The 14,326-nt window shown below is 44.4% G+C and carries 10 protein-coding genes; 6 read left to right on the top strand and 4 right to left on the bottom strand.

Annotated elements, in window-relative coordinates:
• Positions 1 to 227 precede the first annotated feature (227 nt).
• The 6 genes from BLU97_RS01225 to BLU97_RS01200 all read left to right on the top strand — a co-directional run bounded on the left by BLU97_RS01225 (position 228) and on the right by BLU97_RS01200 (position 10,791).
• Positions 228 to 3,335, top strand: a complete 3,108-nt coding sequence (locus tag BLU97_RS01225; RefSeq protein ID WP_074759882.1) for a SusC/RagA family TonB-linked outer membrane protein — start codon at positions 228 to 230, stop codon at positions 3,333 to 3,335.
• Between the two features lie 26 nt (positions 3,336 to 3,361).
• On the top strand, positions 3,362 to 4,960 hold the full coding sequence (locus BLU97_RS01220) for a RagB/SusD family nutrient uptake outer membrane protein (protein WP_074759881.1): 1,599 nt from the start codon (positions 3,362 to 3,364) through the stop codon (positions 4,958 to 4,960).
• A gap of 31 nt (positions 4,961 to 4,991) precedes the next feature.
• Positions 4,992 to 6,167: a SusF/SusE family outer membrane protein gene (locus BLU97_RS01215; RefSeq protein WP_074759880.1), complete on the top strand. Its 1,176-nt coding sequence runs from the start codon at positions 4,992 to 4,994 to the stop codon at positions 6,165 to 6,167.
• Positions 6,168 to 6,187: 20 nt separating this feature from the next.
• Entirely contained in the window at positions 6,188 to 7,669 is a 1,482-nt protein-coding gene (locus BLU97_RS01210; protein WP_175456276.1) for a DUF5115 domain-containing protein, read from the top strand.
• 73 nt (positions 7,670 to 7,742) lie between these two features.
• Positions 7,743 to 8,849 carry an arabinogalactan endo-beta-1,4-galactanase gene (locus BLU97_RS01205; RefSeq protein WP_074759878.1) on the top strand — a complete coding sequence of 369 codons (1,107 nt, stop codon included), beginning with the start codon at positions 7,743 to 7,745 and terminating at the stop codon, positions 8,847 to 8,849.
• 118 nt (positions 8,850 to 8,967) lie between these two features.
• The gene (locus BLU97_RS01200) at positions 8,968 to 10,791 is read left to right on the top strand and encodes an alpha-amylase family glycosyl hydrolase (protein ID WP_074759877.1); all 1,824 of its coding nucleotides are present in this window, start codon (positions 8,968 to 8,970) and stop codon (positions 10,789 to 10,791) included.
• Positions 10,792 to 10,795: 4 nt separating this feature from the next.
• Here BLU97_RS01200 and BLU97_RS01195 read toward each other — a convergent pair whose 3' ends face one another.
• The 4 genes from BLU97_RS01195 to ispF form a co-directional block, all read right to left on the bottom strand.
• A complete protein-coding gene (locus BLU97_RS01195) occupies positions 10,796 to 11,572 on the bottom strand; it encodes a glycosyltransferase family 2 protein (RefSeq protein WP_074759876.1) in 777 nt (258 codons plus the stop codon).
• A 1-nt stretch (position 11,573) separates the two neighbouring features.
• Positions 11,574 to 12,152 carry a serine acetyltransferase gene (locus BLU97_RS01190; RefSeq protein WP_074759875.1) on the bottom strand — a complete coding sequence of 193 codons (579 nt, stop codon included), beginning with the start codon at positions 12,150 to 12,152 and terminating at the stop codon, positions 11,574 to 11,576.
• Positions 12,149 to 13,423 carry a glycosyltransferase family 4 protein gene (locus BLU97_RS01185; protein WP_074760374.1) on the bottom strand — a complete coding sequence of 425 codons (1,275 nt, stop codon included), beginning with the start codon at positions 13,421 to 13,423 and terminating at the stop codon, positions 12,149 to 12,151. The genes BLU97_RS01190 and BLU97_RS01185 overlap by 4 nt, the downstream gene beginning before the upstream one ends.
• 423 nt (positions 13,424 to 13,846) lie before the next feature.
• The gene (ispF, locus tag BLU97_RS01180) at positions 13,847 to 14,326 is read right to left on the bottom strand and encodes a 2-C-methyl-D-erythritol 2,4-cyclodiphosphate synthase (protein WP_028906791.1); all 480 of its coding nucleotides are present in this window, start codon (positions 14,324 to 14,326) and stop codon (positions 13,847 to 13,849) included.

Raw genomic sequence — 14,326 nt, 5'->3', positions numbered from 1 at the left:
AGCTTTTTTATTTCGCTGCAAATATACATATTTATATATAATTAAGCAAGATTATGGTAGCTGAATTGTTATGCAAACGTTTGCATCGTAAAAATAACAATTTTAAACAAAAAAAAGAAGAACGTATTGAAATCTGATTTATCTTTGCACCGATGAAACTGTAAATTCAAGCTCCCAAGAAGCTTAAAACGATATAACAATAACAAATTAACTCTAATTCAAATGTAATGATGAAGCAGGTAAACATTCAATTCCCGATGAGGATAATTGGCCTTATTTTAGGTCTGTTCCTGTCGGTAAGTGCCTTTGCTCAGATTGATGTAAAGGGCCATGTGAAAGATGCTACAGGCGAACCCATTATCGGCGCAACAGTACGTGTTGACGGCACTCAGACCGCTACCGTATCTGATTTCGACGGTAACTTTACGCTGAAGGCTAACGAAGGTGCTACTATTACCATCTCTTATGTAGGCTATCAGAACGCCACCGTAAAGGCAGCACCCAATCTTGTCGTAACGCTGAAAGACGACGCTCAAGTACTTGAGAACGTCGTTGTTATCGGTTACGGCCGTGCTAAGAAAAGTGACTTGACAGGTTCTGTAACAGCTATTAAACCTGACGAGATGAACCACGGACTGCAGACCTCTGCACAGGATATGTTGCAGGGTAAGATTGCAGGTGTAAATATCGTTAACAGCGGTGGTGAACCTGGTGGTGGTGCAACCATCCGTATCCGTGGTGGTTCGTCACTGAATGCCTCAAACAATCCTCTGATTGTAATTGATGGACTGGCAATGGACAGCTATGGTATTCAGGGTGCTTCTAACCCTCTGAACTTGGTAAACCCGAATGATATCGAGTCGTTTACGGTATTGAAGGATGCTTCTGCTACTGCAATTTATGGTAGCCGTGCTTCTAACGGTGTAATTATCATCACAACTAAGAAAGGTCAGAAGAACTCTAAACCACGTATTTCTTATAATGGCAATATCTCTGTAAGTGCCGTTAAAAAGACTATGGACGTAATGGACGGTCCTCAGTTCATGGAATATGTCAAGGATCGTGTAATGAACGAGAAAGGCCTGACGGAAGAACAGTACATGGCCAGCGATTACTACAAGAACTTAGGTTATTATGATGCTAATGGTAATCATCTTTTTGCCAATACCGACTGGCAGAATGAGATTTATCGTACCGCAATAAGTACTGACCACAATATTACAGTTTCTGGTGGTGTAAAGAATATGCCTTATCGCGTATCTTTCGGATATACTGACCAGAATGGTATTGTTAAGACTAGTAACTATCAGCGTTATACAGCAAGTGTAAACCTGTCTCCTTCATTCCTGAACGACCACTTGAACATTAACTTCAATGCCAAAGGAATGTATTCTAAGACAAGATATGCTAATGCAGGATCTGCTATTGGTGGCGCTATCTACATGGATCCCACAAAGCCCATCTATGATTCTAACAAGAATAATGGTTTTGGTGGATACTGGCAGTGGCCTGGTTCTACAGACTGGCAAGATCCTGCATGGGGTAATACTAATGTTAACACTTTTGCTACAGGTAACCCAGTCGCAGCTCTGAATAACTATAGTGATGAGGGTAAATCAAAGGCTCTGATTGGTAATATTGAGGCTGACTATAAAATCCACGGCTTTGAGGATTTGCACATTCATCTGAATATGGGTATGGATCTCAGCACAGGTAAGACAAACAAGTCGCAGAGTCCTTATACCTATTCTTCAGGTACATACTACTATGGTAACTATGGATGGAATACGCAGGATACGTACAACCTTTCATTTAATATGTATGCTCAGTACATGAAAGATGTTTTAGACATCCATCACTTTGATATCATGGCAGGTTATGAGTGGCAGCATTTCCATAAGAAGAGTGATTACTTCTACTATGGTATCTACCCTTCAACTTCACAGAAAGTTGATGAGAATGGCAATGCCTTAGCTGGTAAGTATTATTTGCCTTCCGAGAATACACTTTACAAGACAGAGAATTACCTCGTTTCATTCTTCGGTCGTTTCAACTACTCACTGATGGACCGTTATATGTTGACTTTCACACTTCGTGATGATGGTTCTTCACGTTTCTCTAAGGACAACCGTTGGGGTGTATTCCCATCATTAGCTTTAGCTTGGAAGATTAACGAAGAACCTTTCCTGAAGAAAGCTGAATGGCTCTCTGATTTCAAACTCCGTCTGGGCTGGGGTATCACTGGACAGCAGGAGGGTATTGGCGACTATACCTATATCGCCACTTATACTCCAAACTCTCAGGGCGCATACTATCCGATATTTGGTGACGGACGTACTTATCGTCCAGATGCTTACAATCCAGAATTGACTTGGGAGAAGACTACTACATGGAATGCTGGTATCGATTTCGGAATCCTGAACAATCGTCTGACTATGAATTTTGATGTATATCATCGTAAGACGAAGGACCTGATTAATACAGTTACAGTTCCTGTAGGTACTAACTTTAAGAATAAAGTAACCAGTAATATTGGTTCTTTGCACAATACTGGTTTCGAGTTCGCTGCAAACTGGCGTGCTATCCAGACTAAGGATTGGAATTGGCTAATTGGTTATAACCTCACATACAACAAGAATGAGATTGACGAACTGATTGCCAGCTCTGGTGAAGGCTATAAGATTTTGCATGGTGGCCTGGCTATTGGTGACTCAGGTTCCGATGGTGTGAAAGCTTGGCAGGTAGGACATGCTGTTGAAGCATACTACGTATATCAGCAGGTTTACGACGTAAATGGTCAGCCTATTGAGGGACAATATGTAGATCGCAATGCTGATGGCATCATCAACAATGACGACCGCTACTTCTACAAGAAGTCGTCGCCTGATGTAACTATGGGCTTTACCTCAAAACTGATGTGGAAGAAATGGGACTTTGGTTTCTCTCTTCGTGCAAGCTTCAACAACTATGTATATAATGGTGTAGAGGCTGGTAATTCTAACCTTGTGCTTTCAAATGTGTTCTTGGGTAATTCATGGCACAATGTGATTGATATTGCTCGACCAAAGAACTGGCAGACCGGTACAGTTATTGGCGCTTTGAGCGACTATTACATCCAGAATGCCTCTTACTTGAAGTGTGACAACATTACAGTCGGTTATAGCTTCGACACACTCTTTGGTCTTAAGGCCAGTGGTCGTTTGTATGCTACAGCACAGAATGTATTCACTATCACTGATTATAAGGGACTCGATCCTGAAATCGATGGCGGCTATGATGGCAACATGTATCCACGTCCATTTGTTGGAATTCTTGGTCTGACCCTTAATTTCTAAATCATTCATTTTAAAGATTATAAGTTATGATACTGAATAAAATCAAATCATTGATTCCTGTAGTTGTCGCTATTTTGACGTTTGGCACTATGACGACATCATGCACAGGAGACCTTGATGTGGAGAATATCAATCCGCAACAAACCAGCGAGTTGGATGCTGATGCTTTGCTTAACAAGATTTACTCTTGTTTTGCTCTTACAGGCCAGAAAGGTCCTGGTGATAATGATGATGCATGGAAAGATATCCTTGATATCGACGAGGGTCGTTCTGACCTATACCGTAAGGCTTGGGAACTTAACGAGCTCACTACTGGTGAGGCAACATGGAGATGGGATGATACTGGACTCCCAGAGTTGATTAATCAGACCTGGGGTGCTGACAATGTAAGTTCAGTTGGTCTTTACTATCGTTTGTTCTTCTCTATCACATTGTGTAACTATTACCTCGATCAAATTCCTGAGGATGGAACAGCAGAGATTACCCAAAAGCGTGCAGAGGTTCGATTTATCCGTTCTCTTCTGTATTACTACGTAATGGACTTCTATGCTAATGCTGCTTTCACAGAGCACGTTAGTACTACAGCTGGTGAACGTTATACTCGTGATCAGTACTTTAAATTTATTGAAGATGAATTGTTAGCTATTGAAGGAGATCTTGCTGCTGCAGGAACGAATACTTATGGACGTGTAGATAAGGTTGCTGCATGGCTTCTTCTTTCTCGTCTCTATCTGAATGCAGAAGTTTACACAGGCACTGCACAGTGGGCAAAAGCTAAGGAGTATGCCGATAAGGTTATTAATAATGGTTATTACCACCTTTGCACTACAGGTGCTACCAACCCAAAGACTGGTGAGGTTTATTCTGGCTATCAGATGCTGTTCCTTGCAGATAATGATACCAATGGCGCTCAATTCGAGAATATCTATCCAGTACTGAATCATGGTATCGATACACAGAGTCATGGATCTATGCATTTCTTGGTGCTGTCTATGTACGACAAGCCAACAGATAGCGATATGGATATTTGTGTACCTTCAGGAACAGACTGCTCATGGGGTAAGTGTGGCAAGCTGACAGGCTTTGTTGTTGACAAGTTCTTTGGCGAAGGTGTTGATGCTCCTGCTATTACTACAAAGACTCAGGACGTTACAGATGCTGCTGGCGACGATCGTGCTTTGTTCTATACTACAGGATTTACTCGTAATATCGAAGACCGCTCTGAAAACGTAAATGGTTATGGATGTGTTAAGTTCCGTAATGTTCGTTCTGATGGTAATAACACAAGTTCTCAGGTTAAAGTTGATACAGACCTCCCTCTGATGCGTATTGCTGAGGCTTACTTGAACTATGCTGAGGCAGAAACTCGCCTGAACGGAAGTACATCTGATGCTGCAAGTAAGATTAATGAGCTTCACAAGCGTGCTCATGCGGCTACCAAGACGAACTATTCTCTTGCTGAAATTCAGGACGAGTGGGTTAGAGAGTTCTGGTTTGAGGGACGAAATCGTATGGATCAGGTCCGCTTTGGTACTTTCAACGTTCCAGCATACCGTTACATCTTTGGCATACCTGTTAACGACTTGCTGAACAACTCGAATCTGAAGCAGAATGCGGGTTATTAATAAATAATCAAACATCAAAAAGATTAAGAATATGAAAAAGATATATTATAGTCTGCTGATAACGATGGTAGCTGCTTTGCCTTTGTTCACTTCTTGTAGTGACGACAATGGTAGCAACCCTACACTGACTGTGCCTGAGTCATTTGAACTCAATACACCTGAATTCGCAGCAAATAACGTATACGACTTGCCAGCTGCTACAGCTGTTAATGTGACAGTTAAAGAACAGCCTAACTATGGCGGATGGCCTGCTGCTGTGACTTATGCAGTTCAACTCTCTCTTGACGGTAATACCGAAGGAGAGTGGAATGAGATGAAAGATACTTATACTTCTACTCAGATAAGTATTCCTGCAGCAACATTGAATGCAGCTGTTTTGGATATGTATCGTGCAGCCCATGAAGATGCCGATCCTGAGGGAACATTACCTCTGTATGTCCGTATTCGCGCCTTCCTTGCAGGAACAGGTGAGCATTTTGGAGAAGTGTTCTCTAATGTAATTCAGCTGAATGTACTGAGTTATGATACTCCGTCAGATGTTACATTACCAACTGCTATTTATGTGTGTGGTAACTCTATCGCCGATGCATGGAGCACATGGAAACCTCTGACACCTGTATTCGATACCGGTAATAGTAAAGACGGACGTTTCTATACCATGATATATAATGGAGGTGACGGATTCAAGTGGGGTTATAAGCCAGAAGACTGGTTCGGATACGACCTCATTGATGAGTGGGATAATCAGGTAGATGGACTCGAGATTACTGCTGCAGGCGATGGTAACATTGTATTCAGTAAGGCCGGTTGGTATGTCCTTGAGTTTATTACTAAGGTTGTTGGTGATAAGATTAATGTAAAGGTTGTTGTAGGCCCAGGTAAGGCTTGTGTTATTGGTAACTGCGTTGGCGGTGGCAGCTGGACTGCTGAGGAGATGACTGCTCCTGATGCTAAGGGTGAGTTTACGTTCAGCAACTGGAGTATTGGTTCTGGCGATCCTGCTGAGCTTCGTGCTTACATAGTTGTTCCTGGTGAGGATTGGTGGCGTACAGAGTTCACCGTTGTTGACGGTGCTATCGTATGGCGTGACAAAGAGCATAACTGCAATGGAAACTGGCGCGATGATGTTGGTGAGGAGTACTCTATTGCTGTTGCAGGTAAGACTCTGAAGGTAAACTTCGACAACAATACTGGTTCTGTGGAATAATTAAATAAATAATGATTCGTATGAAGAAACATATATTATTAGGTGGAATGCTGCTCTGTGCAGTAGCATTCACCTCTTGTAACGAGGATTTCAACGACTGGGCTGCACCTCAGTCAAATCCTCAAGGTGACCCAGCCGCTGCTTATGGCATTACTGTTGTTGCAGGAAGTCAGGCAACTGTCGTAATGGACAATGCAGGAAAGACAGCTGAAATTGTAACTGCTTCAGCTGACGAAAGCATAGCTTCGATAGCACTGAAGAGTTGTACTATCAACGGTGTAAATCTTCCTTATACATATGAGAATGGTAAAATCGTTGTGACGACATCGCAATTGGACTCACTTGTTGAAATCGCTACTTTAGACCGTTCTGCTACTCCTCATGCTGTTAAGGTAAATACTGAATGGGCAGCAGTCCTGACTACAGGTGAGGCTGTTCCTGTATCTGCAGAGACAGAGGTGAAATTGACTCCTTACTCTACTACTCCAGAGATATGCTCAGACGGTTATGTACTTCTTGGTGACTTCCAAGTATGGAATAAGGCTAATCCAATTAAGATGACGGAGGTTGAACCAGGTGTTTATCAGGCTTTGGTAACAACCACGAGCGAGGGTGATAACTGGTATAAGTTCTATGCAGCAACACCTTGGGTTGAAAGTGCAAATCCAGAATGGAGCGCTCTCGATGCTGCAGCTATGGGAAGTGAAAAAGATGGTGACGGGGCTTCGCCCAATATCCTGGCATGGGCTGGAGACCCACGTTTTGGCGGTTTTAAGACTCCTGTTATCAAAGGTGCAGGCGATTGGTTGATTACCCTTGATATGAATAAGTTCTACTTCAAGTATGAGCCAAAGGAAACCAAGTACTATGTGGTAGGTGTGCCCAATGGATGGAGCTCAGAAAACAAGCAGTGTCTGATGTATGCACTTGGTGGCAATAATTTCTCATACACTACTTCATGGAACAGTCAATGGAGCATGAAGTTCTGGTCGGAAGAGCACTTCGGCGACTGGAATGCTGTCTTTGGTGGCGAAAATGGTTCTACGGCTGCTACTGGTAGTCTGATCTTCGGTGGTGACGCTGATGGTTGTGGTGCCATTGGTCCGAGCGAGTCTCAAGTATGGGCTACCTTCACAGTAAATATGGGAAGCAGAACCTACGAGTGGACCATCATTGATGCTCCTACTGCAGAATATGAGGCTATTACCGTTATTGGTGGATTCAACGGTTGGAAAGATACTGGCGAGATTGAGCTCACCGAGGTAGCAACAGCTCCTCATAACTGGTATGGTCGTGGCACCATTGCTGAGGACACTGAGCTTAAATTCCGTGCGAACCACAAATGGGATGTAAGCTGGGGTGGCGATGGTAGTGCATCTATTGATGAGGAAAAGTACTACTTAAAGCCTGGTGGTGAAAACATCAAGGTACCTGCTGGTACTTATGACTTCTATCTGAACGACATCACCGGTAATTGGAGTATTGCTAAAGTAGTTGAATAAAATTATAGTTAAATAGAATTGGGCGGAGCACTTTACAAAAAGTGCCCCGCTTGATTATTTAGAGAAACAAGTCATGCGAAAAAAAGGTTTATTTTGTTTCCTGTTGATGTTGGCGATGGTTGCAAATGGTCAACCTAGGAAATATCTGGGTGGAGATATCTCGCTGTTGCCATCCTATGAACAGGCGGGGACAGTTTATCGTGATTTCGATGGAAAGCCGATAGAACCATTAGCCTTCTTTAAGAAGATGGGTTGGAATGCCATACGAGTACGCCTTTTTGTAAATCCTGAATATGCCCCCCAAGAGCATAAAGAAGAGGGGGTTTGCCAAGATCTAAAATATGCATTAAATCTGAGTAAGCGTGTAAAAGATGCCGGATTTGATCTTCTTTTAGATATTCATTATAGCGATTACTGGGCTGATCCAAGCAAGCAAACCATACCTCATCTGTGGGAAAATGTAAAACCAGAATCTTTGTCGGATAGTGTGTATGCTTATACTTCTAGAGTCTTAAGCTCTTTTAAAGCAAAGGGCGTGGTACCTGATATGATTCAGGTCGGCAATGAAATAACTTTTGGGATGCTTTGGCCTGTCGGGCGCATTCATCCTATGAAAGATGATAATTGGAGCGTACTATGCAAATTGTTAAGTAAAGGGTGCAAAGCCTGTCGTGAGGTGTGTCCTGAAGCCAAAATTGTAATCCATACAGAACGTGCAGGAGAGTGGGATATGACAAGATCCTTTTATATGCACTTGCAAAAGTATTGTCTTGATTATGACATTATAGGACTAAGCTATTATCCTATGTGGCATAATTCTGTTAAGAACCTCGGTACTACTCTCAATAATTTAGAGTCTACTTTCCCTGGCAAAGAAGTGATGATTGTTGAAACAGCGGCCTATTATTCTCATGAAAATGATAAGTGGGCTACAGGACCTGACCAGTATGCTGAGTTTTATCCCATATCACTTGCAGGTCAGGCGTCTTTTGTTAGAGAGTTGATGAATGAACTATCTAATCATAAGAATGTTACTGGAGTCTTCTGGTGGTTCCCTGAAGAGAATGCGTGTGGAAATGATTTGTTGCCATGCTGGTTAAATCGTGGCCTGTTCGATAACCATACAGGCAAGGCTCTTCCTGCGTTGAAAGAATTCAGGTATCACTCAACGAAATCCTAGTGTTCGTGCAAACGGTTGCACAAGATAACTTGCATAAAATGAGCCGCTTGGGGAATAACCAAGCGGCTTTTTTCATATCTTTGCAGCAGATTCAGTAATACAGATAACTAAAAGGCATATGAGAAGATTTTACTCCACATTGGTATTCTGCTTGGTGGTAGTTGCTGCTGTGGCACAGGGATGGCCAGAGAATTACAAAGGCGTCATGCTACAGGGCTTTTATTGGGACGGCTATGCCGATTCCAAATGGACTGTGTTGGAACAGCAGGCTGATGAGCTCTCGCAGTATTTCGATCTGATTTGGGTACCTCAGAGTGGAAAAACTTCGGATTACTATCATAATAAGCGACAGACAATGGGTTACGACCCTTGTTTCTGGCTCGATCATAACTCTTGTTGGGGTACAACTGATGAGTTAAAGAAGATGATACAGACCTTTAAGGATAAAGGTACTGGAATTATCGAGGATGTGGTTATTAATCACAAGAATGGTCTTACTTCATGGACCGATTTTCCTGCTGAAACTTATGGTGATTACAAACTAGAGTGGGATAATACCAACTTCTCGGGCATCTGTCAGGATGATGAATGTAATAGTAATGGCTATAAGACCACAGGTGCCAAGGATACAGGCGATAACTTTCCTGGCTATCGCGATTTGGACCATACCAATGCCACTGTGCAGAAAAACGTAAAAACCTATCTCGACTTTTTGTTGAAAGAGTTAGGCTACGCAGGCTTCCGCTATGATATGGTAAAGGGATATGCTGGTAAATATACGGGTATGTATAATGACTCGTCGAAGCCGACATATAGCGTAGGTGAGTGTTGGGATAGTAATAAGAAAGTGGTAACAGACTGGATCGATAGCACTAAGATTAATGGCGTTATTCAGAGTGCTGCTTTTGATTTCCCTATGAAATATCAGATTAATTCAGCCTTTGGTAGTGGATATTGGAGCGCCTTGTCAAATTCCAAGTTGTCGAACGATGTCAATTATGCCCGTTATAGTGTGACATTTGTGGATAACCACGATACCTATCGCAGAGATGAGGGGAAAAAAGATTTTCTAGGTGCAAACATCTGTGCGGCTAATGCCTATATTCTCACAATGCCAGGTACGCCCTGTTTGTTCCTGAAGCATTGGCAAGCTTATAAGGGTACACTTAAACGACTCATTGCTCTTAGGAAGGCTGCTGAAATTTCAAATCAAAGTGAAATCCTGGCGGCCACCAGTAAAAGCAATGGATTCGTGTTGGAGGTAAAGGGTGCAAAAGGTAATTTGCTTTTGTTGCTTGGTCAGCTAGATGTGACTGCAACTGATAAGGATATGTCTTCCTACGAGCTGGCTGTAGAAGGAAAGAATTATAAGGTATATGCTGCAAAAAGTGTGGATCTCTCGTCTGTAAAGGCCATCACTGAGGAGGATGAATCATCGGAGGTCGTAGAGATACCATCGTTTTGTACAGTAAACGAGGGTGAAACATGTGCATTCTTTGTTGCACCTAAGAGCTGGGGCAGCCAGATAAAGTGCTGGCGTTGGGACAAGCAGTATAACTATACTGGTAATCAGTGGCCTGGCGTGAACTGTGAGAAGTTGAGTGAGGATAGTAAGGGGCGTACTGTTTGGAAGTGGACGTATAAGGCTTCTGATCGCAAGAGCCAGAGTAGCACTAACGAGGGCATTATCTTTAACGATGGCACCACTAACCAGACTGGCGACTTGGCCTTTACTAATGGCGGCTATTATGATGAAGAGGGCCTGCAAGGTGTGGTAAGCACTACGGGCATCCGTGCCATTGAAACCGATGTTCAGGATGAGCAGAAGGTTTATACACTTGATGGCCGATTGGTTAAGACGGCTAAGAAGGGTAGTGATGGCCTCAGCGGACTGGCCAAGGGCATCTATATTGTTAATAAGCAGAAGTTCATAGTAAGATAGTTAGTTAGTATTTGAGAAACGCACGGACGGCAAACCAACAGTGTAGTAGCAAGGTTTGCACGCGTCCGTAATGATGCTCCATCACTCGATATCGCTCCAATAGCGATTCGCGGTGGTGGAGTGTTGTTTGTCCCTCCTGGGTGTAGTTGGCCACTACCATGTGCAGGTTCTGCAGGGGTACATTCTCCTTGGCGGCAGCTTTCATCACCCGGATACACCAGTCAACATCGGCCGAGTAGCGGTACTGCATGTCGTAAGGTGTGGCAATGGCGAAATCGGCACGGGCATAAAATGCCTGATGGCATACCAGCATGCCCTGGCGGAACGATTTCCACGTGAGGTGCTCAGGTGGTGACAGTCGGCGATGGTGCAGAAAGTTTCCCTCGTCATCCACAATGTTGGTGTCGCCGTACGCAACTGCTGGCAGTTGACAGTTGACAGTTTCTGCTATCTTGCTTGCAGTATCGGGGCCGGGCAGGAAATCGCCGGCATTCAGAAAACATACGTAATCGCCTGTGAGGCATCTCAGACCTTTGTTCATGGCATCGTAGATACCCTTGTCGGGCTCCGATGTTACCTGTATCTGATGCCCGTTTTCGGCCGCATTCGATTGGGCGATGTAGTCGTTTACCATTTTCAGCGTGTCGTCCGTCGATGCACCATCTATAATCAGGTGCTCGATGTTAGGGTAGTCCTGCTCAAGCATACTGTCGAGTGTACGTTTCAGCACCTTGGCTGCATTATAGGTTATGGTAACGTATGTAATTCGTATCTCACTCATGTTATAATTCAATTTTACAGTTCTGTCCGTCTTTCTTAACGATATAGGCGGGATTGCCGATAACGGTACAGTTGTCGGGTACGTTCTTGGAAACTACGGCGCCGGCACCGATGGTTACATGGTTGCCGATGGTGATGCCCCCAAACACGGTGGCGCCGGTAAATATTTTCACGTTGTCGCCGATGATGGGGCGCTGCATCTTACCGTCGTTGCCTAATGTTACCAGCTGCAGACAATAGAAATTGCTACCAATACGCTCGGCATTCAGGTAGGTGGCGTAGTTGTGCTCAAAGTGGGCGCCAGGTCCGATGCTTGGGCACCAGATGTGGAGTGTAGGGTCGGGGGGAAGCATCCATTTGATGAATACCGATACATACTCGCCCAAGCGGTAATAAAACAGGTTGCGGAACACCTTCTGTCGGGTGCACACTTTGATAAAGGCCCCTATACCACTGCCGTCGGCAGAGTACTTCTCTAAATCGGGCGCAATCCTGCTGCGATTCGCCATGTATAATATAATATGTGGAATCATGCGCAGGGTTGAGGCCGAGAGTATCACGGCTTGAGTCAGTGGATTCATATCTTGTAATGCTTGTAGGCCATCGCCTGATTATACACTTCGATATATCTCGAGGCCACACTGCGCTGCGAGTAGCTCATGTTTACCTGATGTACGGCTTGCTGAGCGAGTTGCGCATAGTCGGTATTGCTGAGCACCCAGTTGATACCGGTTGCCAGATCGTCGGCATCGCGGAAACGGGCCACATAGCCGTTCTTCTGATGATCGATCATCTCGGGAATGCCGCCTACTCTGAATCCTACACAGGGCACACCGCAGGCCATGGCTTCCATAATGGTGTTTGGTAGATTGTCCTCAAGCGATGGCAGCACAAACACGTCGGCTGCATTGTAAACATCCACAATGCGTTTCTCATCGTTTACATAGCCTAATGGATAAACGGGCAGTGCCAACTGGGGAGCCACATCCTCTGAGTGTCCACCTAAGATGGCAATCACCGTGTTCTCGCGTGTCTCGGGATGCTGTTCTGCTAAGCGGTTGATGGCATCGGTAAAGTAGGCCATGCCCTTGCGGTCGTCGGTAACACGTTGCGACACAAATAGTATGATGCGCTTATCGGTTGGCAGTTCCAGATGCTGACGGGCCTGTTGCTTGTCTTCGGGGTGGTAGATGTGCGTATCAATAGGGTTGGGTACGCTGCAGATATGCTGCCCCTGTAGCAGGGCACTCTTCTTGGCCTCGCCCTCTAACCACTTGCTGCAGGCTACAAACGATATGTGGTGCTCGCTCAGCATCTTCTGTTTCTGGTTCCAGATGGCGGTCGAAAGGTCGTTCGCCGAGCCGCCACCTGGCAACAGCTGGCATTGCTTGCAGGTGGTTTTAAAATAGCCGCAACCTCGGGTGTAATGACAGATACCAGTGGCTGGCCAGATATCGTGCATGGTCCATACCACAGGTTTGCCGCTACGCAGAATCTTACGGATGCTGTTGAGCGATAGCATGCCCTGATTAATCCAGTGCAGGTGGATGATGTCGGCTTCCTGGAATTCGCGCATGTTGGTGATGTCGGTTCCTGCATTGGCGATATCGATCTCAAACAGATGCTGCTTGTTGAAGTGCAGATGGCAGAATACCACCAGACGCTCCCATAGGAAATGCCAGCGTTTCATAGGCGACGTGGGGAGTTGGGCTACCGTCAGAGTATCCGATTCCTTATCGCGTACCAGCATCTTGGCTTTTACACCGCTATTATTAAGAGCCTTCATCAAGCGGTTGGCTGCTACAGCTGCCCCGCCTGTACGCTCGCTTGTATTTACTATGAGTATCTTCATGCCTTTTATTTTCTCGCCACAAAGGTACAATAAGTTTTTGTTAAAACCAAGTGAAAATACGTAAATATATGTTGTGTCCGCGCACAAGACTTGACATAAATCAAGATAACTGTGTAATTATACACTTAAAACGCAGAAAAACTTGTGAGATTCGAAAAAACGTCGTACCTTTGCACCCGTCAAAAGGTTAATAGATTAGATTGTTTTAGGTTAGTAGTAATATTTATAGTTTTAGGTTTTTAGTTATTGGTAAAAGAAAGTTTTCAACAGTGGGATAACTGGAGGTCGCTGTGAAGCTCCCTTTTAAACTTTCAAATTTTTGGCCCTTGTGGGCTGAAAATTTCTTTTTATACGAAAAGGATTTTTAGTTAAACATAGGCTTTTGTGATGCCACAGCTCGTGAGGGTTGTGGCATCACTCTTTTTATGCCTTTTCAATCAGCACCACAGCATAAGCCGAGATACCTTCTTCGCGGCCGGTAAAGCCGAGTTTCTCGGTGGTGGTAGCTTTGATAGAGATATCATCCTCGTCGCAACCAATCACCTGAGCCATGCAGGCTTTCATTTCGGGTATGTGTGGGTTCATTTTGGGGCGCTCGGCGCAAATGGTGGCATCAATGTTCACCAGCTTATAGCCTTTGGTGGCTATCAGCTCGATGGTCTTCTTCAAGATTACCTTACTGTCCATACCGTCGGTAAACTCAGCGGTGTCGGGGAAGTGGTAGCCGATATCACGCATGTTGGCAGCACCCAACAGTGCATCGCACACAGCATGCAGCAGCACGTCGGCATCGCTGTGACCTAACAATCCCTTACTATGTTCTAACTTAATACCGCCCATCCAAAGGTCGCGGCCCTCTACTAACTGATGGACATCAAAGCCCATACCAACTCTAATCTTCAT

Origin of the sequence: Xylanibacter ruminicola (genome assembly GCF_900107775.1) — a bacterium.
GTDB lineage: Bacteria > Bacteroidota > Bacteroidia > Bacteroidales > Bacteroidaceae > Prevotella > Prevotella ruminicola_C.
The sequence above is the reverse complement of the archived record's forward strand: the minus strand, read 5'-3'. Positions and strand labels throughout refer to the sequence as shown.

Excerpts from the sequence above, each read along its gene's own strand:
- BLU97_RS01225 (WP_074759882.1), top strand. The coding sequence starts at position 228 with ATGATGAAGCAGGTAAACATTCAATTCCCGATGAGGATAATTGGCCTT.
- BLU97_RS01220 (WP_074759881.1), top strand. The coding sequence starts at position 3,362 with ATGATACTGAATAAAATCAAATCATTGATTCCTGTAGTTGTCGCTATT.
- BLU97_RS01215 (WP_074759880.1), top strand. The coding sequence starts at position 4,992 with ATGAAAAAGATATATTATAGTCTGCTGATAACGATGGTAGCTGCTTTG.
- BLU97_RS01210 (WP_175456276.1), top strand. The coding sequence starts at position 6,188 with ATGAAGAAACATATATTATTAGGTGGAATGCTGCTCTGTGCAGTAGCA.
- BLU97_RS01205 (WP_074759878.1), top strand. The coding sequence starts at position 7,743 with ATGCGAAAAAAAGGTTTATTTTGTTTCCTGTTGATGTTGGCGATGGTT.
- BLU97_RS01200 (WP_074759877.1), top strand. The coding sequence starts at position 8,968 with ATGAGAAGATTTTACTCCACATTGGTATTCTGCTTGGTGGTAGTTGCT.
- BLU97_RS01195 (WP_074759876.1), bottom strand. The coding sequence starts at position 11,572 with ATGAGTGAGATACGAATTACATACGTTACCATAACCTATAATGCAGCC.
- BLU97_RS01190 (WP_074759875.1), bottom strand. The coding sequence starts at position 12,152 with ATGAATCCACTGACTCAAGCCGTGATACTCTCGGCCTCAACCCTGCGC.
- BLU97_RS01185 (WP_074760374.1), bottom strand. The coding sequence starts at position 13,423 with ATGAAGATACTCATAGTAAATACAAGCGAGCGTACAGGCGGGGCAGCT.
- ispF (WP_028906791.1), bottom strand. The coding sequence starts at position 14,326 with ATGAAGATTAGAGTTGGTATGGGCTTTGATGTCCATCAGTTAGTAGAG.